At 59.5% G+C, this 25,708-nt stretch carries 23 protein-coding genes and 2 pseudogenes; 16 read left to right on the top strand and 9 right to left on the bottom strand.

Annotated elements, in window-relative coordinates:
• Window positions 1–47: 47 nt before the first annotated feature.
• Window positions 48–1,196 (top strand): MFS transporter, encoded by a 1,149-nt coding sequence (locus ALO64_RS06345; RefSeq protein ID WP_044344861.1) that lies wholly within the window; start codon window positions 48–50, stop codon window positions 1,194–1,196.
• Here ALO64_RS06345 and ALO64_RS06340 read toward each other — a convergent pair.
• Both ALO64_RS06340 and ALO64_RS06335 read right to left on the bottom strand, forming a co-directional pair.
• Window positions 1,193–2,773 carry a phospholipase D family protein gene (locus ALO64_RS06340; protein WP_004666554.1) on the bottom strand — a complete coding sequence of 527 codons (1,581 nt, stop codon included), beginning with the start codon at window positions 2,771–2,773 and terminating at the stop codon, window positions 1,193–1,195. The two genes, ALO64_RS06345 and ALO64_RS06340, sit on opposite strands and share 4 nt — an antisense overlap.
• A 72-nt stretch (window positions 2,774–2,845) precedes the next feature.
• The gene (locus tag ALO64_RS06335) at window positions 2,846–4,267 is read right to left on the bottom strand and encodes an aminotransferase-like domain-containing protein (protein ID WP_016982489.1); all 1,422 of its coding nucleotides are present in this window, start codon (window positions 4,265–4,267) and stop codon (window positions 2,846–2,848) included.
• 175 nt (window positions 4,268–4,442) lie between these two features.
• On the opposite strand from ALO64_RS06335, the gene ALO64_RS06330 reads away from it, so the two are divergent.
• Window positions 4,443–4,694: a DUF1127 domain-containing protein gene (locus ALO64_RS06330; protein ID WP_044344862.1), complete on the top strand. Its 252-nt coding sequence runs from the start codon at window positions 4,443–4,445 to the stop codon at window positions 4,692–4,694.
• A gap of 5 nt (window positions 4,695–4,699) precedes the next feature.
• On the opposite strand, the gene ALO64_RS06325 is transcribed toward ALO64_RS06330, so the two are convergent.
• A complete protein-coding gene (locus tag ALO64_RS06325; protein WP_044344863.1) occupies window positions 4,700–6,016 on the bottom strand; it encodes an NAD(P)/FAD-dependent oxidoreductase in 1,317 nt (438 codons plus the stop codon).
• A gap of 105 nt (window positions 6,017–6,121) precedes the next feature.
• Between ALO64_RS06325 and ALO64_RS06320 the strand changes: the two genes are divergently transcribed.
• Complete coding sequence (locus ALO64_RS06320; RefSeq protein ID WP_044344864.1) at window positions 6,122–6,475, top strand: YkgJ family cysteine cluster protein; 354 nt, start codon at window positions 6,122–6,124, stop codon at window positions 6,473–6,475.
• Window positions 6,476–6,480: 5 nt separating this feature from the next.
• Here ALO64_RS06320 and ALO64_RS06315 read toward each other — a convergent pair whose 3' ends face one another.
• Window positions 6,481–6,969, bottom strand: coding sequence for an Lrp/AsnC ligand binding domain-containing protein (locus ALO64_RS06315; RefSeq protein WP_004655323.1), 489 nt, complete (start codon window positions 6,967–6,969; stop codon window positions 6,481–6,483).
• Window positions 6,970–7,126: 157 nt separating this feature from the next.
• Here ALO64_RS06315 and dadA point away from each other — a divergent pair, with 157 nt between their 5' ends.
• The 6 genes from dadA (at window position 7,127) to ALO64_RS06285 (ending at window position 13,018) form a co-directional block, all read left to right on the top strand.
• Entirely contained in the window at window positions 7,127–8,428 is a 1,302-nt protein-coding gene (dadA, locus tag ALO64_RS06310; protein WP_044344865.1) for a D-amino acid dehydrogenase, read from the top strand.
• A complete protein-coding gene (locus ALO64_RS06305) occupies window positions 8,400–8,753 on the top strand; it encodes a RidA family protein (RefSeq protein WP_002551525.1) in 354 nt (117 codons plus the stop codon). Before dadA ends, ALO64_RS06305 begins: the two co-directional genes overlap by 29 nt.
• A gap of 94 nt (window positions 8,754–8,847) precedes the next feature.
• Window positions 8,848–9,921, top strand: a complete 1,074-nt coding sequence (gene alr / locus ALO64_RS06300) for an alanine racemase (protein ID WP_044344867.1) — start codon at window positions 8,848–8,850, stop codon at window positions 9,919–9,921.
• Between the two features lie 124 nt (window positions 9,922–10,045).
• Window positions 10,046–10,594 carry a cupin domain-containing protein gene (locus ALO64_RS06295; RefSeq protein WP_003314015.1) on the top strand — a complete coding sequence of 183 codons (549 nt, stop codon included), beginning with the start codon at window positions 10,046–10,048 and terminating at the stop codon, window positions 10,592–10,594.
• A 24-nt stretch (window positions 10,595–10,618) separates the two neighbouring features.
• Complete coding sequence (locus ALO64_RS06290; RefSeq protein ID WP_002551527.1) at window positions 10,619–10,942, top strand: c-type cytochrome; 324 nt, start codon at window positions 10,619–10,621, stop codon at window positions 10,940–10,942.
• Window positions 10,943–11,056: 114 nt separating this feature from the next.
• Window positions 11,057–13,018: an acetyl-CoA hydrolase/transferase C-terminal domain-containing protein gene (locus tag ALO64_RS06285; RefSeq protein ID WP_044344868.1), complete on the top strand. Its 1,962-nt coding sequence runs from the start codon at window positions 11,057–11,059 to the stop codon at window positions 13,016–13,018.
• Between the two features lie 6 nt (window positions 13,019–13,024).
• Here ALO64_RS06285 and ALO64_RS06280 read toward each other — a convergent pair whose 3' ends face one another.
• Entirely contained in the window at window positions 13,025–13,549 is a 525-nt protein-coding gene (locus ALO64_RS06280; protein WP_044344869.1) for an Mpo1 family 2-hydroxy fatty acid dioxygenase, read from the bottom strand.
• A gap of 81 nt (window positions 13,550–13,630) precedes the next feature.
• Here ALO64_RS06280 and ALO64_RS06275 point away from each other — a divergent pair, with 81 nt between their 5' ends.
• The 7 genes and pseudogenes from ALO64_RS06275 (at window position 13,631) to ALO64_RS06245 (ending at window position 19,568) form a co-directional block, all read left to right on the top strand.
• Window positions 13,631–14,338 carry a Crp/Fnr family transcriptional regulator gene (locus ALO64_RS06275; RefSeq protein WP_005731643.1) on the top strand — a complete coding sequence of 236 codons (708 nt, stop codon included), beginning with the start codon at window positions 13,631–13,633 and terminating at the stop codon, window positions 14,336–14,338.
• 110 nt (window positions 14,339–14,448) lie between these two features.
• The gene (locus ALO64_RS06270; RefSeq protein ID WP_044344870.1) at window positions 14,449–15,450 is read left to right on the top strand and encodes an extracellular solute-binding protein; all 1,002 of its coding nucleotides are present in this window, start codon (window positions 14,449–14,451) and stop codon (window positions 15,448–15,450) included.
• A 264-nt stretch (window positions 15,451–15,714) separates the two neighbouring features.
• Entirely contained in the window at window positions 15,715–16,503 is a 789-nt protein-coding gene (locus tag ALO64_RS06265) for a MetQ/NlpA family ABC transporter substrate-binding protein (RefSeq protein ID WP_044345049.1), read from the top strand.
• Window positions 16,500–17,630, top strand: a complete 1,131-nt coding sequence (locus ALO64_RS06260) for a methionine ABC transporter ATP-binding protein (RefSeq protein WP_044345050.1) — start codon at window positions 16,500–16,502, stop codon at window positions 17,628–17,630. Before ALO64_RS06265 ends, ALO64_RS06260 begins: the two co-directional genes overlap by 4 nt.
• Entirely contained in the window at window positions 17,620–18,264 is a 645-nt protein-coding gene (locus ALO64_RS06255) for a methionine ABC transporter permease (RefSeq protein ID WP_002551596.1), read from the top strand. Before ALO64_RS06260 ends, ALO64_RS06255 begins: the two co-directional genes overlap by 11 nt.
• A gap of 56 nt (window positions 18,265–18,320) precedes the next feature.
• A pseudogene (locus tag ALO64_RS06250) lies at window positions 18,321–18,935 on the top strand (class I SAM-dependent methyltransferase); the annotation flags it as partial.
• A gap of 144 nt (window positions 18,936–19,079) precedes the next feature.
• Entirely contained in the window at window positions 19,080–19,568 is a 489-nt protein-coding gene (locus ALO64_RS06245) for a hypothetical protein (RefSeq protein ID WP_031597315.1), read from the top strand.
• A 52-nt stretch (window positions 19,569–19,620) separates the two neighbouring features.
• Here ALO64_RS06245 and ALO64_RS06240 read toward each other — a convergent pair whose 3' ends face one another.
• The 4 genes and pseudogenes from ALO64_RS06240 to ALO64_RS25905 form a co-directional block, all read right to left on the bottom strand.
• Window positions 19,621–22,722 (bottom strand): efflux RND transporter permease subunit, encoded by a 3,102-nt coding sequence (locus ALO64_RS06240; RefSeq protein WP_044345051.1) that lies wholly within the window; start codon window positions 22,720–22,722, stop codon window positions 19,621–19,623.
• On the bottom strand, window positions 22,719–23,807 hold the full coding sequence (locus ALO64_RS06235) for an efflux RND transporter periplasmic adaptor subunit (protein ID WP_002551594.1): 1,089 nt from the start codon (window positions 23,805–23,807) through the stop codon (window positions 22,719–22,721). Before ALO64_RS06235 ends, ALO64_RS06240 begins: the two co-directional genes overlap by 4 nt.
• Window positions 23,804–24,922 (bottom strand): efflux RND transporter periplasmic adaptor subunit, encoded by a 1,119-nt coding sequence (locus tag ALO64_RS06230; protein WP_044345052.1) that lies wholly within the window; start codon window positions 24,920–24,922, stop codon window positions 23,804–23,806. Before ALO64_RS06230 ends, ALO64_RS06235 begins: the two co-directional genes overlap by 4 nt.
• 210 nt (window positions 24,923–25,132) lie before the next feature.
• A pseudogene (locus ALO64_RS25905) lies at window positions 25,133–25,708 on the bottom strand (RHS repeat-associated core domain-containing protein); the annotation flags it as partial.

Genomic DNA, 25,708 nt, shown 5'->3' with positions numbered 1-25,708 from the left:
TCTGCGTCCGGTCTTGATTGCGCCGTTAGGGCAGCAGGAGCTTGATAATGCGTTGGGGTACTTATTTTGCCGTGCTGGCGTCCGTGTTGGGCGTCGGGCTGGCAATGGGCGTCAGCATGCCGCTGGTTTCATTGCGTCTGGCAGGCTGGGGCTACGGCTCGTTTGCCATTGGCATCATGGCGGCGATGCCTGCGATGGGTGTGCTGGTGGGGGCGGCGCTGGCCAGTCGTCTCGCCGCGCGCTTCGGTACCGCTAACCTGATGCGCCTGTGCCTGTGGGGCGGCGCCGTTTCGGTCGGCGCACTGGCGCTGCTGCCGTATTACGGAGTCTGGCTGGTCTTGCGCCTGGCGCTCGGGGTGATTCTGACCATCGTCTTCGTGCTGGGTGAAAGCTGGATCAACCAACTGGTGATCGAGCGTCTGCGCGGACGGCTGGTAGCGCTGTATGGCAGCACTTACGCCTTGAGCCAACTGGCTGGCCCGCTGTTACTGGGCGTTATCGGCACTCAGGCCGACTACGGCTTCTGGATTGGCGTGCTGCTACTGGTCGGCTCCCCGTTCCTGCTGCTGGGTCGCACGGGTGCGCCATCGACTGAATCCTGCAACGTGACCTTCACTGATCTGGCGGGCTTCTGTCGCGGCATGCCCGCTATCGCCTGGGCAGTGGCGCTATTCGCTGCATTCGAAGCCTTGATCCTCACGCTACTGCCGCTCTACTGCATACGCCACGGGTTCACCCCGGAAATCGCCCTGATCATGGTCAGTGTGGTGGTGATAGGTGACGCGTTACTGCAGCTGCCGATCGGCATGCTCGCTGATCGCGTTTCGCGCCGCGCAATGTTTACCGGATGCGCCGTTTTGTTGCTGGCGTCCAGTCTGCTGGTGCCGTTACTGATCCATACCGCCCTGATCTGGCCGCTCTGGACAGTGTTCGGTGCCAGTGCCGGCGGGCTGTTTACCCTGTCGCTGATCCTGATCGGCGAGCGTTACCGAGATGATTCACTGGTCCGCGCCAATGCGCATGTCGCTCAACTGTGGGGCATCGGGTGTCTGATCGGGCCCCTGATAGCGGGCGCGGGCAGTCAGTGGGTCAGCGGTGAGGCCTTGCCGTTGCTGATGGCGGCAGGTGCCTTTGGCCTGCTGATTCTGATCAGGCGACGTGGAGCGTTCGGGGTTGCCCAGGCTGGGCCCGCCTAAAGCATTCTTTCCAGGCCGATGGCACGGCTCATCCACGCGTTGAAACGCCGCCACCAGTCACCGGGTTCGGTGTGCAGCGTGTGGATCTGGCCATTGTCTTCGGTCACCCACACCACTTTGCCATCCTCCAGCTTCGCCTGGTAAGTGAGCGAGGGAGCCATACCCTGAAGCGTCAGTTCGCGCAGCTCTTCGGCCAGTTGCGGACTGTCGACCAGCACGCCGACTTCGGTGTTCCATAGCACAGAACGCGGGTCAAAATTGAATGAGCCGACAAAGACTTTCTGCCGATCGAAGATCATCGCCTTGCTGTGCAGGCTTGATTCCGAACTGGCCAACGAACTGCTTTTCTTGAACAAGTGCGGGCCGCTGCCGCGCATGGTTTCGGTATCGCCAGGCTGGCGGCGCAGTTCGAACAGCTTCACGCCATGCTCCAGCAGCGCCTTGCGGTAAGGCGCGTAGCCGCCATGCACGGCAGGAACGTCGGTGGCTTCCAGTGAATTGGTCAGCAGGCTGACGTTGACGCCGGCATCGGCACGGCCGGTCAGGTACAGCAAACCTTCCTGACCCGGCACAAAGTAAGCCGAAATCAGCATCAGTTCCTTGCGAGTGTTCAGCAGCTCGGGGGCCAGTTGCGTGGTCAGTAGCAGGTGCGGATCCGGATCTCCCTGCGCCAGTACCTTGGTCGGCGCGTCCCACAATGCCTGGTTGTGCGCCCAGACCAGCTCGTTGAGCCAGGTCTTCATGCGTGGCTGAGTCTTGTAGGCCATCAATCGCTCATACAGAGCCTTGTGTTGCTGATGCGCCTGCTCCAGTGAATCGTCCAGTCGCTGCCGCGCCTGGGCCAGATCCTCACCGTCGGGCAGGAAGTACATGAACGCATCGATGGGCTTGCTGAGCGTGCTGTTCCAGTATTGATCGAAGCTGTGGCCGAGCTGTTCGGCGACCGGTCCCACGCTTAGCATGTCGATATCGGTGAAGTTCAGGTTCGGCTCGGCGTCGAAGTATTCATCGCCCAGATTGCGCCCGCCAACGATGGCCACACTGCTGTCGGCCAGCCACAGTTTGTTGTGCATGCGCCGGTGCTGACGCGACAGATTCATCAAACGCCCCAGGCTGCGCGTGATGCCGGTCTCGCGCCCCAGATTTTGCGGGTTGAACAGGCGAATCTGAATGTTCGGGTGCGCGGCGAGGGTGGCGATGGCCTGATCCAGCCCGTCGCTGGTGGTGTCGTCCAGCAGGATGCGCACCCGCACGCCACGGTCTGCCGCTTTGAGCAGTTCGTCGATCAGGGCGCGCGTGCTCAGGCCGTCATGGACGATGTAATACTGCAGGTCGAGGCTGCTTTTGGCGTTACGGATCAGCTCGGCGCGCGCCTTGAATGCATCGCTGCTGTCGGGCAGCAGGCGAAAGCCGGAACGCCCGTCGTGGGGCATCGCCATGGCTTGAATAGAGCGGCCGAAAGCAGAACTCGAGGGCGGCATGGCCTGGCTTGGCTCGCTGGCAAGTTGCTGATGTGCGCAACCGCTGACGCACAGTGCAACCAGCAGGCAAAAGGGCAAGGCCCATGAGTTATTCAAATTGATCTTCCGCGTCTGTACATGGCTCGACTTGGCGTTATGACCCGAAAAACCGGGAAAGATTTGCCAGCGTCAGTCAGTTTGCGCATTCAGTAGTGCAATTGTCTCGCCCACGATACGCACAGCGTTCTCGATTTCGCGGCTCGGTTTGGCCGCGAAGTTCATGCGCATGCAGTTACGGTACTTGCCCGAGGCGGAAAAAATACTGCCCACCGCGATCTGTACACCCTTGCCCAGCAGCGCGCGGTTCAGGCGCAGCGTGTCGAAGCCTTCGGCCAGTTCCACCCACAGCATGAAACCGCCTTGCGGGCGGCTGGCGCGGGTGCCTTCGGGAAAGTAGCGCATCACCCAGTCGATCATCTGGTCGCGACTGCGCTGGTATTGGGTTCTCATGCGCCGTACATGCGGCTCGTAATGGCCGCCTTCGATGAAGTCGGCGATGGCCAACTGGGGCTGCGGTGCAGTCGAGCCGGTGCCGATGTATTTCATGTGCAGCACCTGCTCCAGATACCGCCCCGGCGCTACCCAGCCAATCCGCAGGCCGGGTGCCAGGGTCTTGGAAAACGAGCTGCACAGCAGGACACGACCGTCTTCATCGAAGGATTTGATGGTGCGCGGGCGAGGGTAGTTGTAAGCAAGATCGCCATACACATCGTCCTCGATGATCGCCACATCGAAACGTTGCGCCAGCGTCAGCAACGCACGTTTGCGGGCTTCGGGCATGACGTAACCCAGCGGGTTGTTGCAATTGGGCGTCAGCTGAATGACCTTGATCGGCCATTGCTCAAGGGCCAGTTCCAGCGCCTCGAGGCTAATGCCGGTCAATGGGTCGGTGGGAATTTCGAGGGCCTTCATGCCCACACCCTTGAGCGTCTGCATGGCGCCGAAGAAACTGGGCGAGTCCACCGCAACGATGTCACCCGGCGAGCAAATGGCACGGACGCTCGCTGACAGCGCTTCATGGCAGCCATTGGTGACGATCAGGTCATTGGCGGTCAGGTTGCAGCCCGAGTCGAGCATCAGTCGGGCGATTTGCTCACGCAGCCTGCGCACGCCGTAGATGTTGTCGTAATACAGCCCCGGCATGTCTTGGTGGCGACTCAACTGACTCAACGCACGCATCAACGGTTTCAGGGTAGGGCTGGTGACATCGGGCATGCCGCGTCCCAGTTGCGTGACCGCTTCGAGAGGTGCCACCCGAATCAGGTCCAGCACCTGATCCCATTGAGAGATATCCACAGGCCGCTGGACGGGTCGCCCGACAGCAGGCAGTGCAGGTGCCGCTCGACTGACCGATACGAAATAGCCGGATTTGGGTTTCGGCGCTGCCAGGCCGTTGTCCTCCAGCACCCGATACGCTTGCTGCACGGTGCTCAGGCTGACGCCATGTTCGACACTTAACGCACGCACCGATGGCAGGCGGTCGCCGGGGCGGTAGAAGCCGTTTTCGATCCGCGAGCCGAGCAGTTCGGCGAGGTTGACGTAAAGCGTCATGACGTACTCTCAGGCTGGTGAGCGTGGTATAGCAATACAGATTGGGCAAAAATATAGCATTCAGTGCTGTTTTCGCCTCATCTGTATGGAAAATATAACCTGTTTTTGAATCTGTAATGGTTTGGCCGTTCGTTTCATCATAGACCCACACCCACCCAGGATGAGGGAAACGGAAATGAACGGGTTCAGCGATGTACGCCTTGCGCTTCACAGCCAGGAATTGAATGACTATCGGCCAACTGCGGTCAGAACGGTCCGCTCAAACAAGGCCGATCTATTGGCCGGCATGAGTCGTTGGGCGCTGTATCGTCACCGCTGGACCTCTCGCCGCACCTTGCTGGAGCTGACGGACGATCAGCTGCGCGACATCGGGCTGGATTTCCAGCAGGCGCGGGTCGAAGCGATGAAACCGTTCTGGAGGTCCTGAGCCGTTCAGCGCAGCTCTTTGAGTCGGTGCCAGAGCATGCCCAATGCCAGTAACGGCGAGCGCAAGTGTTTACCGCCCGGAAAGGTCATGTGTGGCACTTTGGCGAATAGCTCGAAGCCATCGCTGTGTTGCCCGGCGATGGCTTCGGCCAGCAAGCGACCTGCAAGGTGTGTCGCGTTCAGACCATGCCCCGAATAAGCCTGCGCATAAAAAACGTTGGGGTGCTGCTTGAGCTGGCCAATTTGCGGCAGGCGATTGGCACCGATGCCGATCATCCCACCCCACTGGTAATCGATCTTCACTGAGGCCAGTTGCGCAAACACATCGAGCATCTTCGGCCGCATGTAAGCGGCGATGTCCCGTGGGTCGCGGCCCGAATAGTGACAGGCGCCCCCGAACAGCAAACGCCGATCCGCTGACAGCCGGTAGTAATCTACAGTCACGCGCTGATCACAGACCGCCATGTCCTGCGGCAACACTTCCCGGGCCTGAGCCTCGCTCAAGGGTTCGGTCGCGATGATGTAACTGCCCGCGGGCAATACCTTGCCGCTTATTTCCGGATTCAGATCGTTGAGGTAGGCATTGCAGCCCAGCACCAGAGTTTTCGCCAGCACCGCCCCCTGAGCCGTATGCACTTTGACCTGCGGGCCGTAGTCGATTCTCGTCACTGCAGAATGTTCGAACAACCGAACGCCCAATGACTGCGCTACGGCAGCTTCTCCCAAAGCCAGATTCAACGGGTGCAGATGTCCGGAACCCATGTCGATCAAACCGCCGACGTAACGGTCGGAGCCTACGACACTGCGCATCTGATCGGCTTGCAGCAACTTAAGCTCATGACGGTAACCCAGGCTGCGCAGTTCATCGGCATCTTCGGCAAGGCTGTGCAGGTCGCGCGGCTTGTTGGCCAAGTCGCAATAACCCCATTTCAGGTCGCAATCGATAGCGTGCCGCTCGATGCGCTGACGCACGATATCGACCGCCTCGATGCCCAGCAGCTTCAGCTGCCGCACACCCTCGCTGCCGATGACATTGGCGAACTGCTCGACACCGTGGCCGACCCCGCGAATCAGCTGGCCGCCATTGCGTCCGCTGGCACCCCAGCCAATCCTGCGTGCCTCAAGCAACGCGACACTCAGCCCGCGCTCGGCCAGCTCGATGGCAGTGTTGAGGCCGGAAAATCCGCCGCCCACCACGCACACATCAACCTTCACCTCGCCTTGCAGCGCAGGGTGATCCGGTTGCGGATGGCTGCTGGCGGCGTAGTAGGAGGCAACATGCTGGTCGTCGTGAAGAGTCGGGTGCTGAACGCCGGCGTTCATGAGCGGGTCCTGTCGGTGGCGGTTTGCGTGTGGGGAGGATAAGCCGCTGTCATGAGCCTGCCAACTGGGGCAAACTCAGCGCATTGTGTAGGAATGGTTGATTCAATGAGCTGCAACCGTCAGAAAATAAGTGATCTGCGCCGCCAGATTCCCTCGTTCGAGTGTGTGCCTGGCTGCCACGACTGCTGCGGCCCGGTTACCACGTCGTCCGAAGAAATGTCGCGCCTGCCGCGCAAGACTGCCGCCGAACAGGACGCCGCGCTCGATGAGCTCAATTGCGTGCACCTTGGCCCACAGGGCTGCACCGTGTATGACGAACGCCCGTTGATCTGCCGTCTGTTTGGCACCACCGAAAGCCTGCCATGCCCGAATGGCCGTCGCCCGGTCGAACTGATTCACCCGCGGGTAGAGAAGCAGATACACGAATATATGGCTTCCACCCGACAAGTGCTGGTCTAGCGCAATCAGTCGGCAATCGGCAGGTTCAGGCTCTCTTTCACTTCTTCCATCACGATATAGCTCTTGGACTCACGCACGTGCGGCAGCTTGAGCAGGATATCGCCCAGCAGTTTGCGGTAGGACGCCATCTCGGAAATGCGCGCCTTGACCAGATAGTCAAAGTCGCCTGATACCAAGTGGCACTCCAGCACATGCGGAAGCTTCAACACGGCACGGCGGAACTCCTCGAAGGTGTCGCCAGACTTGTAGTCCAGACTGATTTCCACAAACACCAGCAGGCTGGCCTTCAGGCTTTGCGGATTCAGGCGGGCGTTGTAGCCCATGATGATGCCCTCGCGTTCCAGCCTGCGAACCCGCTCGGTACACGGAGTGGTCGAGAGGCCGACGCGCTCGCCCAGTTCGGTAAACGAGATACGCCCATCTGCCTGGAGGATGCGCAGGATATTGCGGTCGATCTTGTCCAGTTCACGATTTGACTGGTGTTGAGTGCGCATGGGTTATTTCCCCTCTACCAAAGCGTTTATCGCCGGGAATAAACGCCAAATATAGATGTTTATACAGTGAGAAGCACTGCCCATTGCTCAATATACTGCGCACATTCTTGCTTAAAACTTCAAAACGTCAGCGGATATCCGCGATGAGGTCATCTACATGCGCGTTCTGGTCCTTGGAAGTGGTGTCATCGGTACAACCAGTGCTTATTATCTGGCGCGTGCCGGTTTTCAGGTGACCGTGGTAGACCGCCAGCCAGCCGCCGCCATGGAGACCAGCTTTGCCAATGCCGGCCAGGTCTCGCCAGGCTATGCCTCGCCATGGGCCGCGCCGGGTGTTCCGCTGAAGGCGATCAAGTGGTTGCTGCAGCGCCACGCGCCATTGGCGATCAAGGCCACGGCAGATATAGATCAATACCTGTGGATGGCGCAAATGCTGCGCAACTGCACCGCCAGCCGCTATGCCGTGAATAAAGAGCGCATGGTGCGCCTGTCCGAATACAGCCGCGATTGCCTGGATGAACTGCGCCTCGAGACCGGCATCGCCTATGAAGGGCGCAGCCTGGGCACCACACAGTTGTTCCGGACCCAGGCCCAGCTGGACAACGCCGCCAAGGATATCGCTGTGCTCGAGCAGTCCGGTGTTCCTTACGAACTGCTGGATCGCGACGGCATCGCCCGTGTGGAGCCCGCACTGGCCGGTGTTACCGGCATTCTCAGCGGTGCGCTGCGTTTGCCCAATGACCAGACCGGCGATTGCCAGTTGTTCACCACGCGCCTTGCAGAAATGGCTGTAGAGCTGGGTGTCGAGCTCCGCTACGGACAGAACATCGAGCGCCTCGACCACGCTGGCGACCGCATCCATGGTGTGTGGATCGACGGTAAGCTGGAAACAGCCGACCGCTACGTGCTGGCGCTGGGCAGCTATTCTCCGCAACTGCTCAAACCGCTGGGTATCAAGGCTCCGGTTTACCCGCTGAAGGGCTATTCGCTGACGGTGCCGATCACTGACCCGGCCATGGCTCCGACCTCGACCATTCTCGATGAAACCTACAAGGTCGCCATCACCCGCTTCGACAACCGCATCCGGGTCGGCGGCATGGCGGAAATCGCCGGTTTCGACCTGTCGCTCAACCCTCGTCGACGCGAAACACTGGAGATGATCGTCGGTGACCTCTATCCTCAGGGTGGCGACCCGACCCAGGCCAGTTTCTGGACCGGGTTGCGTCCGACCACTCCCGATGGCACACCGATTGTGGGTGCAACACCGTTCCGTAACCTGTTCCTCAATACCGGCCATGGCACATTGGGCTGGACGATGGCGTGTGGTTCCGGTCGCTTGCTGGCAGACCTCATTGCCCGCAAGACACCCCGTATCAGTGCCGAAGGCCTCGATATCTCTCGTTACGGCAACACTCAGGAGAATGCACAGCATGTCAATCCAGCGCCAGCTCACCAATGAGCGCATGAGTCAGGTCGTTGTCCACAACGGCACCGTCTATCTGTCGGGCCAGGTCGGCGATGACATGACTGCAGGTGTCGAGCAACAGACCCGCGAGGTTCTGAACAGTATCGAGCGCCTGCTCGACCTGGCCGGTACTGACAAGACTCGCATTCTGTCGGTCACGATCTATCTGAAAGACATCGATGCTCATTTTGCCGGCATGAACAGCGTCTGGGACAAATGGCTGCCCAAGGGTGTCGCGCCTGCGCGTGCAACCGTCGAGGCCAAGTTGTGCGAGCCGGAAATCCTCGTCGAACTGTCGGTTGTCGCCGCGCTGCCTTGAGTCTGCTGTCTTTATACTGTTGTGCCCGACGCATCTCTGCGTCNNCGTCGGGGTTTTTCTGACCCTTTTCACCCTTCAGGCAAGAAACGTCATCATGCGTCCAGCCCGCGCCTTAATTGATCTTCAGGCACTGCGTCACAACTACCAACTGGCTCGTGAAAACAGCGGCGGCAAAGCGCTCGCGGTGATCAAGGCCGATGCCTATGGTCACGGTGCGGTACGTGTTGCCCAGGCACTGGAAGCCCAGGCCGACGGTTTCGCAGTGGCCTGCATCGAAGAAGCGCTCGAGCTGCGCGCGGCAGGCATCCACGCACCTGTTCTGCTGCTTGAAGGTTTTTTCGAAGCCGATGAACTGGCGCTGATTGTCGAGCACGACTTCTGGACGGTCGTGCATTCGACCTGGCAGCTGGAGGCCATCGAACAGGCGCAGCTTGCCAAACCTTTAACGGTCTGGCTCAAGATTGACACGGGCATGCACCGCGTCGGCCTGTACCCGTATGAATATCAGGCCGCCTATCAACGCCTGCTGGTAACCGGCAAAGTGGCCAGAGTCGTCCTGATGAGCCACTTCGCCCGCGCCGATGAGCTGAACAGTGGATGCAGTGATGAACAGTTCGCTGTATTCGAGAGCTTTCGCAAAGGCCTGGTTGCAGAAACCAGCCTGAAAAACTCCCCGGCTGTTCTGGGCTGGCCGCATATTCCGAGCGACTGGTCGCGCCCCGGCATCATGCTCTACGGTGCCACGCCGTTTGGTCAGGCGCACCCGCTGGCTGACCGCCTGCAACCGGTCATGACCCTTGAATCGAAGATCATCAGTGTGCGTGAGCTGCCTGCCGGTGAAGCCGTGGGCTATGGCGCAACGTTTGTCTGTGATCGGCCATTGCGTATTGGCGTGGTGGCGATGGGGTACGCCGACGGCTATCCGCGTCATGCGCCGACCGGCACGCCTGTGCAGATCGACGGTCAGCCTTCCCGGCTGCTCGGGCGAGTGTCCATGGACATGCTTTGCGTAGACTTGACCGGCGTACCGCAGGCCGGGCTTGGCAGCCGGGTCGAGTTGTGGGGCAAGCACGTGCTCGCCAGTGAAGTGGCCACACGGGCAGAAACGATTCCCTACGAAATCTTCTGCAATCTGCGTCGCGTTCCGCGTATCTATTCCCAAGACTGATCGAGCTCCTGTCCGTCAGGCCGCTGTATGTCTGGTGTCTGTCGAAGTGTTGTAAATATTGAACGCTGTTGCCATGATGGCGTTCATCTCGACTAGACCTGACAAAACCTGGGGGAATATCGCATTGGACGTGGGTGAACGACTGCAATCGATTCGCAAGCTCAAGGGCCTGTCCCAGCGTGAACTCGCCAAGCGCGCAGGTGTGACCAACAGCACCATCTCCATGATCGAAAAAAACAGCGTCAGCCCTTCGATCAGTTCGCTGCGCAAGGTGCTCGGCGGCATCCCCATGTCCATGGTCGAATTTTTCTCGGAAGAGTCCGTGCCCGAAAACGCAGCTCAAGTGGTTTACAAGGCCAGCGAGCTGATTGATATCTCGGACGGTGCCGTGACCATGAAGCTGGTCGGCAAATCGCATCAGGGCCGCGCCATCGCCTTTCTCACCGAGACCTACCCACCGGGTGCCGACACCGGCGAAGAGATGCTCGTTCACGAAGGCGAAGAGACCGGCATCCTCGTCGAGGGTCGGCTGGAACTGGTGGTCGGGCTGGATACCTATGTGCTCGAAGCGGGTGACAGCTACTATTTCGAAAGCACCCGGCCGCATCGCTTTCGTAACCCGTTCGACGTCCCGGCACGATTGATCAGTGCGGCCACCCCGGCCAATTTCTGACCCGCCCCTTGCGATGAGTGATGCGTGAAACTGACCCGGAAGATTCTGAGCACCGCAGGCGTTCTGACGTTATGGGCGTTCAATGTGCAAGCCGCCGATACCGCCCGGGCCCCTGACGACATCATCGCCGCCCATTGCGTCGCCTGTCACAGCGTCGGCCTGCTCAACGCGCCGAAAACCGGTGACACGGCCGCCTGGGAAGAGCGGGCCAGACAAAAAGGCGGCCTTGACGGCCTGCTGGCCAGCACCATCAAAGGCATTGGCATCATGCCGCCGAAAGGCACCTGCGGCGATTGCACTGACGACGAACTGAAGAGCGCTATCCAGAGCATGTCCGGGTTGAAGTGAGGTGCACTCCGTTCTCACGCTGGAGCGTGGGAACGATAGTTGCGCAGCGAGCATGCAGCAATTTCAGATTGCCACCGGTCCAAGCTGCACCAATAACAATTCAGGAGAGCTGGGATGCCGTATTCCTGTTCCATCGAGCACGCTGTCGATCACGTTCTGGCGCAATTGCCCGAGCATATTCACCTCGGCATGCCGCTCGGGCTGGGTAAGCCCAATCGGTTCGTCAATGCGCTGTACCAGCGCATCAGCCAGTTGCCCGAGCGACGGCTGACGATCTACACCGCGCTGACACTCGGGCGGCCAACGCCGGGAGAGGGTTTGCAGGCGCGGTTTCTGGAACCGTTTCTGGAGCGGGTCTTCGGTGACTATCCGGAGCTGGAGTTTCTAGCTGCGCTGCGTCGCGACAAACTTCCACACAACATTCGCGTGCAGCAATTCTTCATGCAGCCGGGCAGCCTGCTGAACAGCGAGTCAGCCCAGCAAGACTACGTCGGCAGCAATTACAGTCATGCCGCCCGCGATATCAATGCCAACGGCCTGAATCTGGTCGCGCAACTGGTGGCCCGTGACGATCAGCACCCGGGCAAGCTGAGCCTGAGTTGCAACCCGGATGTGACCCTCGACCTGCTGCCCATGATCGCCAAACGCCGCGCCGCCGGAGAAACCATCCTCATGCTGGGTCAGGTCCACGCCGACCTGCCTTACATGCCGGGCGACTCGGAGCTGGATGTCGATGCGTTTGACCTGCTGATCAACGAAGATGAGCGCAGTACGCTGTTTTCCACCCCGAACATGCCGGTGGGTTATCAAGACCATTTGATTGGTCTGCATGCCAGTACACTGGTGCGCGACGGCGGCACGCTACAGATCGGCATCGGCTCGATGGGCGATGCGCTGACCGGCGCACTGCTGGCCAGGCAAGCCGACAATGAAGCCTGGCGCAGTCTGCTGGCCGAGTTGAACATGAGTAACTGGCAGACCCTGATCGACCGCGAAGGCGGCGTTCAGCCGTTCGCCAGCGGCCTTTACGGTTGCAGCGAAATGTTCGTCAACGGTCTTTTGGTACTGGCCGATGCCGGGATCGTGCGACGCAAGGTGTATGCCGACGTAGAGCTGCAACGGCTGGCCAATCTGGGCACTCTGGATGAAGACGCCCATCCTGATGGCGTGGTGGTGCACGGTGGTTTTTTCCTCGGTCCTCGCAGTTTCTACGAGCGATTGCGCGAGCTGCCCGCCGAGCGACTGGCGCAGTTCAACATGACTGCCATCAGCTATATCAACGAGCTTTACGGTCAGGAAGAACTCAAACGCCTGCAACGCCGCGATGCGCGCTTCATCAACAGTGCGTTCACCGTCACCCTGATGGGCGCAGCCGTGGCCGATCAATTGGAAGATGGCCGAGTGCTCAGCGGTGTGGGTGGCCAATACAACTTTGTGGCGCAGGCTCATGCCCTGGAGGGCGCTCGTTCGATCCTGATGCTGCGCAGCTGGCGTGAGTCAGGTGGCGAGGTCAGCTCCAATATCGTCTGGCAGTACGGCCACACCACGATCCCCCGGCACCTGCGCGATATTGTCGTGACCGAATACGGCATTGCCGATCTGCGCGGTCAGACCGACGCCACGGTGATCGAGCGCATCCTCAACATCACTGACTCGCGCTTTCAGCCCGGCTTGATCGAGCAGGCACAAAAGGCCGGAAAGCTGCCCAGGGAATTCCGCCTTGATCCACGCTTCACAGAAAACACCCCGAAACGCCTCAAGGACACGGCATCGCGCTATCCGTCGCTGTTTACTGAATACCCGCTGGGATGCGATTTTACAGGTGAAGAGCGCGACCTGATGCGTGCGTTGAACTGGCTGAAGAGCAAGCTCAAACTCACCGAAATCCTCGAGTTGGGCAAGGCCACTCTGGACGCTCCCGACCCCGAAGCCTTCCCGGAGCACTTGCAACGAATGCAACTCGACCAGCCTCAGGGCTTGCGCGAAGAGTTGTATCAGCGACTGCTGCTGGCCGGGCTGCACCACACCAGCGGGACCAGCGGACTGACGGGCCAGAGCACGGAGACTGATCGTTAACGGTCGCTACATCGCAGCCTTACGGGTATTGCGCCCCACTGGGCCGGAGCGTTCTTCGATGGCGTATTGCAGCGGTTTGCGCAAGCCCATCAGGAACGCCAGCTCCGCAATCACGAACAGCGGGCCGATGATCAGGCCAGTCACGTCATCGATAAACGCCGGTTTGCGCCCTTCGTAGTAATGGCCGATGAACTGGATGATCCAGCCGATCACAAAGAGCCCGACGCCCGCGCTCAGCCAGACCATGGTCTTCTGTTGCGCAAGGTTGGCCCCGGCCCAGATGCACAGTGCCAGCAGCACTGCCATGACCACGCCCAGCGGACGGTCCAGGCGCAGATAGAAAATCGTCGAACCCAGGGCTAGCAGGGCCGCAGGCGAAACCCACACGCCGCTTACAGTCCAGCCCGGACGCGACAGAAGTACCACCACGGCCAGTACAATCAATGGAATGCCCACGAAGTGCGTCACGATATTGCGTGAATCACGGTGATACGCAGCGTATTGGCTGAGATGATCGACAAGGGTTTTCATTATTATTCCTGCCTGAGACGATGATCGGTTTGAGCCAGGGTTGTTGTACAACACGCATGCCTGAAATAAAAGGGAGCAAAAATGACAAATGGAGTGTCGTGGCGGTCACGACTGCTATCCGATTACTGGTTTTCTCATTTACCTGCCGGTTTGCAGGATAGCCTGCTGGACGCTGCTCGCCAGCAGCGCAGGACGCCTGGCAGGACGCTGTTCGAGAAAGGCGATCTGCCTTGCGGTCTTTATGTGTTGCTGGAGGGCTGTGTGCGTATCGGCGCTGCCCATGAGCAGCGGCTTTCGGGTGTGGAGCCGATGCGTGCGCCTATGTGGTTTGGCGAAGTGTCGCTGTTCGACGGGTTGCCGCGCCGTTTCGAGGTCTGCTCACTGGAGCAAAGTATCTTTCTGCATGTCCCTCAGCAATTTCTGCTCGAGTTGCTCGACAGGCACCCGGAATATTGGCGCTGGTTTGCCGCGTTACTCAGCCAGAAAATCGGTTTGCCGCTGCAGAACCCCGAGAAAATGCGCCGACTGCCTCCCAGAGCGAGGGTCGCATGGCGTCTGTTGATGCTCAGTGAGGGTTATGGCCCGTTGAGCCATGCACGCCGCCTGATTGTGCTGGAGGACATTCAGGCCGTGGAGTGCCTCGCGCTATCCCCGCCGGCCTTGCTGGAAGTGCTTCAGGATCTGCATGAACGCAAGATCGTGCGCATAGGGGAAGGGCAGCTGGAAGTGTTCGATGTGGACAAGCTGCGCAGGGTTGCGAACTTTTCCAAAGCCAGGACCGTTTGTTGATCAGGCTGTCAGCCAGAAACATCCGGTAACGGCTCCACTGCCTCTTCGATTGAGATAGCAAATGGGATTCACTACCATTTCGCCTCATTTGCGAACGCGAGATACCCCCGATGCAGGCAAGCAAGCGTCTTCTGGCTGCTCTGACACTGACTTTACTGGGCAGTACCGCTCAGGCTGCTGATGAAGTGGTGGTCTATTCGTCCCGGATCGACGAGTTGATCAAGCCGGTGTTCGATGCATATACGGCCAAGACCGGGGTGAAGATAAAGTTCATCACCGACAAGGAAGCGCCATTGATGCAGCGCATCAAGGCCGAGGGCGAGAATGCCACTGCCGACCTGTTGCTGACGGTCGATGCCGGTAACCTCTGGCAAGCCGAACAGATGGGCATTCTGCAGCCATTCACCTCACCGGTGATAGAAGCCAACATTCCGCCGCAATACCGTTCATCCACTCACGGCTGGACCGGCCTGAGCCTTCGCGCACGAACCATCGCCTACTCCACTGACCGGGTGAAACCTGTCGAGCTGACCACGTATGAAGCGCTGGCCGACAAGAACTGGGAAGGGCGCCTGTGCCTGCGCACCGCGAAGAAGGTCTACAACCAGTCGCTGACCGCTACATTGATCGAAACCCATGGCGCCGAAGCGTCCGAGAAAATCCTCAAGGGCTGGGTGAACAACCTGTCCACCGATGTTTTTTCCGACGACATCGCAGTGCTTGAGGCGATCAACGCCGGGCAGTGCGATGTGGGCATCGTCAATTCCTACTATTACGGTCGCCTGCACAAGGAAAAACCTGACCTGGCGGTGAAGCTGTTCTGGCCGAATCAGGCGGACCGGGGTGTACATGTAAATCTGTCGGGTATCGGCCTGACCAAATATTCCCCGCACCCTGAGGCTGCCAAGGCACTGGTCGAGTGGATGACTGGTCCCGATGCACAGAAGATCTTCTCCAGCGTCAATCAGGAGTTCCCGGCCAACCCGAACGTGGCGCCGTCAGAAGAAGTGGCGAGCTGGGGCCGGTTCAAGGCCGACACCATTCCGGTCGAAGTGGCAGGCAAGCGTCAGGCAGAAGCGATCCGCACGATGGATCGCGCGGGCTGGAATTGATTTAATACCCAGTGCCTGACTCTCGTTGATACGCTTCGCGCTCATTACACAAATCTTGAATAGCCCGAAAAGCGTGGCTTTCAGGCTTCTGCCCGCAGGGCGTAGGAGCGGACTTGTCCGCGAAAGGGCCGGTATATTCTCTGAAAATGCATCTACTGAGATACCGTCTTCGCGAACAAGTCCGCTCCCACAAAGCTCCATATTCAAGGAATCTCAGGACTTTGTGCAGAACGCAGGAGCAATAATTTCTTAAAGGACCGCACCATGAGCAAAACCCTCGCTGCACTGGCCCTCGGGCTGTTGACCCTGACCGCTTACGCTGACGACAAGCCCTTGAAAGTCGGCACCACGGCAGCCTTCGCCATACCGCTTGAAGCCGCTGTCGAAGAAGCTGGCAAGCAGGGCCTGAAAGTCGAGCTGGTCGAATTCACCGACTGGATCGCCCCCAACGTCACCCTCGCCGCAGGCGATATCGACGTGAACTACTTCCAGCACATCCCTTTCCTGACCAACGCCAATGAAACCGCCGGTTTCGGCCTGGTGCCCTACGCGCCGGGAATCATCAACAACGTGGGTCTGTACTCGAAAAAGTACAAAAGCTTCGATGAGCTGCCGACTGGCGCAACCGTGGCCATCGCCAATGACCCGATCAACAGCGGACGCGGCCTGCAACTGCTGGCCAAAGCCGGGCTGATCACCCTCAAGCAAGGCGTCGGCTACAAGGCGACCGAGGAAGACATCACCGCCAACCCGAAAAAGCTCAAGATCATTCAGGTTGAAGCCGTGCAACTGGTGCGCGCCTACGATGACGCCGATCTAGTGCAGGGCTACCCGGCCTATATCCGTCTGGCCAAAACCTTTCCCGCCGAATCGGCCATCCTGTTCGATGGCCTGGACCATCCGGAATACGTCATTCAGTTCGTGATCAAACCTGATCATAAAGATGATCCGCGTCTGGCGAAATTCGTCGATATCTACCAGCACTCGCCCGTCGTCCGCGCTTCGCTCGACAAGGTCAACGGCAAGCTTTACCAGGCGGGATGGAAAGAATGACCGCAACCGCGCAACGCCAACTGCCACTCGATACCCCGATCGCAAGCACACTGGCGCAACAGGCCGAGCTGCACCCGGAGCTGAATCGCGCCCATGTGCGGTTCATCAACCTGGGCAAGACCTATCACGGCAAGCAAGGCCCCGTTGAAGCGCTGGGCAATATCGACCTGGCTGTCCAGCGCGGCGAGATCTTCGGCATTATCGGCCGCAGCGGCGCAGGCAAGTCCTCGCTGATCCGCACCATCAATCGCCTGGAACAACCCAGCAGCGGCCGGGTGCTGATCGATCAGGTGGACATCGGCGAGTTCGACGAAGACAAACTGGTGGAGCTGCGCCGACGCATCGGCATGATCTTCCAGCACTTCAACCTGATGTCGGCCAAGACCGTCTGGCAGAACGTCGAGCTGCCGCTCAAGGTCGCAGGCGTGCCCAAGGAGCAACGCGCGCGCAAGGTCGCGCAGTTGCTGGAACTGGTGGGTTTGCAGGACAAACACAACGCATACCCCGCGCAACTGTCCGGCGGGCAGAAACAGTGCGTCGGCATTGCCCGCGCACTGGTGCATGATCCCGCAATCCTGTTGTGCGACGAGGCCACTTCAGCACTGGACCCGGAAACCACTCAGTCGATCTTGGGCCTGTTGCGCGAAATCAATCAGCGCCTGGGCCTGACCATCGTGCTGATCACCCATGAAATGGCGGTTATTCGTGATATCTGCCACCGCGTTGTGGTGCTGGATCAAGGCCGAGTCGTCGAGCAGGGGCCGGTCTGGCAAGTGTTCGGCGACCCGCAGCACGACGTCAGCAAAACCCTGCTGGCACCGCTGCAAACCGGGCTGCCGAAGGAGTGGGCCGAGCGTCTGAGCGATCAGCCGCAACGGCCTGATGCAGCCCTGTTACTGGATGTGCATTTTACCGGTGCCAGTGACCAGGGGCCTGATCTGGCCGCGCTGTTTGCCGCGCTGGGCGGCAAGGTGCAATTGCTGCAGGGCGGGGTCGAGCGCATTCAGGAGCGGGCCATCGGCCACTTGATTCTGTCGGTCGCCGGCTCAGTGCATACACGCGACGAGTTGCTGGCACGCGCCCGTCAACTGGCGCCACGCGCGGAGGTATTGGGTTATGTGGGTTGATCGTTTGCTGCAAGGCACCCTCGACACGTTTCTGATGGTCGGTGTGTCGTCATTGATCGCACTGCTGCTGGGCATCCCGCTGGCGGTGATTCTGGTCACCAGTTCCAAAGGCGGCATCTATGAGGCACCGGGGATCAACCGCGTGCTGGGTGCCTTCGTGAACCTGTTTCGCTCTATTCCCTTCCTGATTCTGATGGTCGCGCTGATCCCGTTCACGCGGATGATCGTCGGCACCACGTATGGTGTCTGGGCAGCCGTTGTGCCACTGACCATTGCTGCCACGCCGTTCTTTGCACGGATCGCCGAAGTGAGCCTGCGCGAGGTCGATCACGGCCTGGTCGAAGCGGCGCAAGCGATGGGCTGTCGGCGCTGGCACATCATCTGGCACGTATTGCTGCCAGAAGCGCGCCCCGGCATCGTCGGCGGCTTTACCATCACGCTGGTGACGATGATCAACTCATCAGCCATGGCCGGTGCCATCGGCGCAGGCGGGCTGGGCGACATTGCCTATCGCTACGGCTATCAGCGCTTCGATACGCAGGTGATGCTGACCGTGATCGTCTTGCTGGTGGCGGTCGTAGCGCTGGTGCAACTGGGCGGTGACCGGCTGGCGCGCAGCTTCGACAGGCGCTGAGCAGCCGCAACGCAGCGAGGGTATATTGGCGGTCTTCCTTTACCGGACCGCCCCTGATGAAACTCGACCCTCAGATGCTTGCGCAGATTACCTCGACCACCGTCAGCCATTACAACAGCGTGGCCGACGAATTTCGCGAAGGCACACGCGACCACGACGTCAGCCAGAATATCGATGCCCTGTTGCGGCATATCGAAGGCCCGGCACCGTTGCAGATTCTCGACTTCGGCTGCGGGCCGGGGCGTGATTTGAAGACGTTCACAGCGATGGGCCATGTGGCGGTCGGGCTAGACGGCTCAGAACGTTTCGCCGAAATGGCACGCGCCGAGACCGGTTGCGAAGTGCTACAGCAGAACTTCCTCGAACTCGACCTGCCGCAAGGCCGCTTCGATGGCCTCTTCGCCAACGCAGTGCTGTTCCACATCCCCAGACAGGAACTGCCACGCGTGCTGCGCGAACTGTATGCCACGCTCAAACCGGGCGGCGTGCTGTTCAGCTCCAACCCGCGTGGTGAGAATCAGGAAGGCTGGAACGGCGAGCGTTACGGCGCGTACCACGACCTCGAAACATGGCGCGAACTGCTGACCGAAGCCGGGTTTAGCGAGCTGGAACACTACTACCGCCCCGCCGGGCTGCCGAGAGAGCAGCAGCCTTGGCTGGCAAGTGTCTGGGGCGGCGTCAGTGATGTGCGGCGCTGTGCAGTTCGTGTGCTGGTACTTCTGACAGTATCGTTCAGCAACCTGTGCGTCTTAGGATAGATTCAGCCACTTAAACAGGCGGCTTGCATCCATCCGAATCGATCAAAGGAACTGATCATGGCGAACGAATATCTGGAAAATGGCGATTTCAGCGACAATCTTACTCACTGGACAGCCCCAGTGGGCTTTGAGCCAGACTTCAAGCCCAAAGGCGAAGGTCAAAGCATCAAGCTGAATACGGGAGTGACCGTAAGCCAGTCTATTATTGAACTGCCCGCCCAGCGTCTGCATCTCGAGTTCGACGTTCTTAACGCAGAGGATGTAGACGACGTGTTCTTCGTCGTGGTCGTGGGTGGCTACAACATTAAGGATGAGATTAATCTGACGCAGGTCGTAAACTTCGCAACTCAGGAATGGGTGCATTATTCTGGCGACTTCGATTTCCAGGTGCAGCTCAGGAAATGCTTCTTGAATATATCTGCCCCGGCGGAGACCTCCAGCTTTTCGCCTTCAGGCCTGACAAAGGCCTCGCCGTTCGGCCCGGTACGGTTCGCCAACCTCAGCCTGTCCACGATCGACGTCAAAGACGCAGGCGAGACCGACTGATTGCCGGGTCGTCAGCCCTGCCCCGCGTTACAGGCGGCAGGGCACGCCGACCTCAATGCGCTGGCTGCGCGTGCTCATCGTCACCCTTGTCAGTCGCTTCGCGACGCTGTTCGTCGGTTGGTTCCTTGATGCGGTACCAGGCCACGTACAACGCAGGCAGGAATAGCAGGGTCAGCAACGTGGCGATGATGATGCCACCGATCATGGCGTAGGCCATCGGGCCCCAGAACACTTCCCGCGCAATGGGGATCATGCCCAGGCTCGCCGCGGCCGCGGTCAGCAAAATCGGACGACGGCGATGCTCGGTGGCTTCGACCACAGCGTCCCAAGGCAGATACCCACTGCGCTCATAGGCATCGATCTGGGTCACCAGAATCACCGAGTTGCGGATGATGATGCCGATCAGCGCCAGCACCCCGAGAATCGCCACGAACCCCAGTGGCGTCCCCGTCGGGATCAGCGCCAGCACCACACCGATTAGCCCCAGAGGCGCGACACTGGCCACCAGAAACATCTTCTGAATGCTGTGCAACTGAATCATCAGGAACGTCGCCATGAGGAACAGCATCAGCGGCGCAACGCTGGCAATCGGCCCCTGCGCCTTGCTGCTTTCTTCGACCGTGCCGCCCGTTGCAACCTTGTAGCCGACCGGCAGACCAGCGGCGAACTTGTCGATTTCAGGTTGCAGCTGTTTGACCAGATCGGTTGGCTGAATCGCATCCCGTACCGTGCCCTTGACGGTGATGGTCGGCATGCGATCGCGGCGCCAGACCAACGGCTGCTCCAGCTCGTAACCAACGGTGGCGAACGCCAGCAGCGGAATGGATGTTCCAGTCTGGGTCACGATTTGCAGGTTCTGCAGGGTTTCCGGTGTGCCACGTTCTGCGTCTTCAGCACGTCCGATCACATTGATCAGATAGATATCATCACGCACCTGGGTCACGGTTGAACCGCTGACCACGCTGTTCATCAGCTTGGCGACGTCTTCCGACGACAGGCCCAACTGCCGGGCCTTGTCCTGATTGATATCGATGCGCAGCACCTTGCCCGGCTCGTTCCAGTCGTAGATCACTTCGCCCACATGCGAGTTGTGATCGAGCAGTTTGGCCAGCTCGATGGCGTGCTGGCGCACCTTGTCGATGTTCTCGCCGCTGACGCGATACTGCAACGGACGACCCACCGGAGGGCCCATCTCCAGCGCCTGCACATACGAACCGATGCCGACGAAGTCATCACGCAAGCGTTTTTGCAGACGGGCAGTCAACGCGCTCCGCTCCTCCAGGCCTTTGCTGACAATCACCAGCTGGGCGTAGAACGGGTTTTCCAGTTGCTGATCGAGTGGCAGGTAAAAACGCAACGCGCCCTGGCCGATGTAGGTGCTCCAGCGCTCGATGTCCGGATCGTCCTTGAGGCTCGCTTCAAAACGATCCACCACCTTGCGCGTTTCGTTGATCGAGGCGTTCTGCGGCAGGTTCAGGTCGACCAGAATTTCCGGGCGGTCCGAAGACGGGAAGAACTGGTTCTGCACGAACTGCATGGAGAACAGCGACGCGGCGAACAACCCTACCGTGATGGCAATCGCCAGCCAGCGATGGCGCATGGCCCAGAGCATGCTGCCGTTGAATGCCCGGCCGATGCGGCCCGGCTCTTCGGATTTCGGTTTGATGTTGGCGCTCAGAATGTGCACGCCGATCACCGGTGCGAACAGAACGGCGACCAGCCACGACACCAGCATCGCCACGGCTATCACGGCAAACAGCGTGAATGTGTATTCCCCCGCAGAGCTGTTGTTCAGGCCGATCGGCACAAAGCCGGCCACGGTCACCAGCGTACCGGTGAGCATCGGGAACGCTGTCGAGGTATAGGCGTAAGTCGCGGCCTGCTCCTTGGATTCACCCATTTCCAAACGTGTGACCATCATTTCCACGGTAATCATGGCGTCGTCCACCAGCAGGCCGAGGGCGATGATCAGCGCGCCGAGGGAAATCCGTTGCATGGTGATGCCGCTGTATTCCATGAACACGAACACCATCGCCAACACCAGCGGAATCGAACACGCGACCACCAACCCTGCGCGAAACCCGAGGCTGACGAAGCTGACCAACAGCACGATAATCACTGCCTCGAACAACGCGCTGGTGAAGCCGCCCACAGCCTTGTTGACCACCTCGGCCTGATCCGACACCTTGTGCACGCCAATGCCGACTGGCAGCTCCGCTGTTGTAGCGTCCATACGTTCGTGCAGCGCCTTGCCGAACGACTGGATATTGCCGCCCTTCTGCATCGCAATGGCCAGGCCGATCGCCGGTTTGCCATCGAAGCGGAACAGCGGCTTTGGCGGATCGGTGTAGCCACGGGTTATGTCAGCAATGTCGCTCAGACGATAAAAACGGTCATTGATGCGCAGATTGACTGCAGCCAGATCCTTCTCGGAAGCGAACTGGCCGGAGGTACGCACCGAGATCCGCTCCGGCCCGGCTTCTATCACCCCGGCAGGCGTCACCGCGTTCTGCGATTGCAGGCTTTGCACCACTTGGCTCTGGTCGATGCCCAATGCTGCGAGCTTGCGTGTCGAGAAGTTCAGGTACACCACCTCGTCCTGCTGACCGATCATCTCGACCTTGCTCAGCCCGGGCACGTCGCGGATGTCGGCGCGGACCTTCTCGACGTAGTCACGCAACTGACGCATCGAGAAACCGTCTGCGGTAAACGCATAGATCGAGCCGTACACATCGCCAAACTCGTCGTTGAACGACGGGCCTTGCAACCCCTGCGGGAACTGGCCACGGATGTCATCGACTTTCTTGCGCACCTGATACCAGATTTCCGGTATCGCCTTGGCACTGGTGGTGTCACGCAGGTACACGAAGACCGTGGACTCGCCCGGTCGTGTGTAGCTCTTCACGTAGTCCAGCGAGTCCAGTTCTTCGAGCTTCTTCTCGATGCGGTCGGTGACCTGCTTGAGGGTCTCATCCACCGTCGCGCCCGGCCAGCGGGTCTGGATAATCATGGTCTTGATGGTGAAGGACGGGTCTTCCTCGCGCCCAAGCTTCATGTAGGAAAACACGCCCATCAGCAGCGCGACAAACATCAGGTACCAGACGAACGACTGATGCTTGATGGCCCACTCGGATAAATTGAAATTCCCTTTCATCGCGGGCTTTCCTCATCGACTTTGACTTTCTGGCCCGGCTTGAGGCTGTTGACGCCCGCGCTTACCACTTTTTCACCTGCCTTGACGCCGTCGGCCAGCACGAAACTGTTGCTGTCACGGCTGATAATGTTCACAGCCCTCGGGTTGACCGTCTGGTTTTGCGGGTCGACGATCCATATCTGGCTTTTGCCATCGGCCTGCTGCAAGGCATTGATCGGCAAACGCATGCGCGGCGTGATGGTCGAGCTGAGCGTCACGCTGATGGCCGTGCCCAGCCGGAAGGCCGCTGGCGTTTGCGCCAGCGTCAGACGTGCACGGCGGGTACGTGTGGTACGGTCGGCCTGAGGTTCGATTTCACGAATGGTGGCGGTGGTGTTCACTTCCGGGTTCAGCTGACTGGCGACCGTGAATACCACGTCGGACGGCAGCTGGTCGGCCAGTGTGTCAGGGAGGTCGATCACCGCTTCCTTGATGTCCGGCCGCGCCAGGGTCACGACTTCCTGCCCGGCCGTAACAACCTGACCGGCTTCAACTTTCCATTCGGTGACCACAGCATCGTGATCACTGCGCAGCTCGCTGTAGCTCAATTGATCGCGGGCCTGTTGTGCAGCGGCTTTAGCCTGCTCCTGCGACGAGCGGGCGGTCTTCAGATCAGTCAGGGCGATGTCCAGTTGCGCCTGGGCACCCACACCGCGATCAAACAGTTCCTGCTGGCGGCGAGCATTGGCCTGAGCGTTGATCAACTGCGCCTGCACATTGGCCAGGTCGCCCTGCCGGGCACGCACTGTATTCTGCTGATCGGTCGGATCAAGGGTGGCGAGCAAATCGCCTTTCTTCACTTCAGCGCCTACGTCGACGTTGCGCCGGGCAATACGTCCCGCCACACGAAAACCCAACACGCTCTGATAACGCGCCTGAATATTGCCGGCAAAACGCCCGAAATCCTGATTTGACTCAGGCCTGGCTTCGACGAATACGACAGGACGCACCGGCTCCGGAGGGGCCTCGTCCTTGCCGCAGCCACTCAACAGAAAGCCACTGGACAGAAGGCCGCCCAACAACAGGCATGACGACAGACGCTTCATGGCTGCACCTGCGCGCTCTGCTGTTTGGGCTGTTCGGCAATCTCGACCTGCATGTCCGGGTGTAACAACTGTCCGCCTGCCACCACGACTTTCTCCCCACTTTTAAGCCCGTCGCCGATGATGACTTTGGCGGTCAGGTAACGGGTGACTGTGACACTGCGCAAATTGACTTTGCCCTGCTCGTCCACCACCCACACGGCAGGCTTGCCCAACTGCTCGCCAAGGTCCTTGGTCAGCGCCGCCCAAGGCAGCTCGACACTGGCATTGGCCGGTGCGCTCAGCGCCACGCTGACTACCGAGCCCAGGTCCATGCCTTCAGGCAGCGGATCGAGCGCGATCTTGACCTGTAAAGTGCCGGTTTGCGCCGAGACTGCCGGGGTCACTTCGCGTACTTTGCCGCTGACCTTGATGTCCGGGTTGTCGAGCAGCGTGACCTGCACAGGCTGATTGGTCGGCGGCTGAACGAACAGGGACTCGTAGACATTGAACACCGCATCCCGATCACCGTCGCGTGCCAGATCGAAAATCGGCATCGTGGCCTGCACCACCTGCCCGACTTCAGCCTGACGCGCGGTGATCACACCCGGCGCATCCGCGACCAGTGCGGTATACCCCAATTGTTCACGGGCATTGGCCAGTTGCGCTTGCGCAGCCTTCAACGAGCTTTCGCTGCTGCGCAAGGCGGCCTGGGCCGAGTCATATTCACTACGGCTGGTATAGCCTTTGGGCAACAGCTTTTGTTGCCGGACAAAAGCGGCGCGGGCCTGATTCACGCGGGCCTGCTCGGCGGCCACAGAGGCTGCGGCCGAATCGACATTGATCTGCAAATCCTTCGGATCAAGCCGGGCCAGCACCTGCCGGGCAGTGACCCGGTCGCCGACATCGACATTACGCTGAATGATCTTGCCATTGACCCGGAATGAAAGCCGGGTCTGCACCCGCGCCTGAACATCACCGGTCAGGGCGACACTGGCGGCGAAGTCGGCACTTTTTACCGTTTGCACATAAACCCTGGGCAGTTCGGGCGCCGCCGGTTTTTCCTCGCCACACCCCGTTAACATCGCCAAGGCAGCAGCGAGACCGAATGTAACCAGTCTAGAAGGAAGAACGGGCATGCAGACTCCTTGTGCGGCTGCCGGATGTGGGCGCGATAGGGCGAGAGAATAGCGTGACTATGCGACTGTGCGCGAGAGGGAGGGTTCATTAACTGGGCAGAGGTTGCGCGGGAGAGGCCCGCAGCAGCTTTCTTTTGAATGTGGTCAGTTCAAACTCCTGCAGAGACACTGTCTTGAATGTCTCTGCCGAACTTGAACATAGTGTATATATCAAACCACCGATTCATGCCCCCCACGGATTGAATGCGAGGGCTGTTCAGATATAGTTGGCATCCTATCTACTTCATACAAATACTTTTGAAAAACAGGCCTTCTTATATTTCGGTATTTAGGATAGTCCGTTCTGCGAATAGTAGCCGACCGTGCCGGCGCGACGCTTGATGGTAATAGCCGTGGTCGTGGTAATGCAAAGGATGCGGCCGGTAAATCAGCACTGGATTGCGGAGGGCGTTGATTTGGAAATATTAGCGAATTTCTGCCTGCCGGACGCTGGTTCTGTCTAGCAAGCCCGAAACTCTCCAGCCTGGAGGTTGAACGCCCCACTCCAGCAGCCTTCTTTACAATTGAACTCAGAGCAAAACCAACGCCCGCAACAGCTAACACACTGCCCACGCCCATAAGCACCCCACTGAGCGTTGGATTCGATTCTTTTACGTGCGTAGACACATAAATTGACCCACCTCCAGTGAGCAATAGCCCAGCCGCCAAAAACCCACTTAAAAAAGACGAAAAATGCCCGGTCGGGTCTATGTATTTGATCGGATTGTTTAGGAGGGTGTAGACAAA

It is taken from the genome of Pseudomonas meliae (genome assembly GCF_001400515.1).
In the GTDB taxonomy this organism is placed as follows: Bacteria; Pseudomonadota; Gammaproteobacteria; order Pseudomonadales; family Pseudomonadaceae; genus Aquipseudomonas; species Aquipseudomonas amygdali.
The sequence above is the reverse complement of the archived record's forward strand: the minus strand, read 5'-3'. Positions and strand labels throughout refer to the sequence as shown.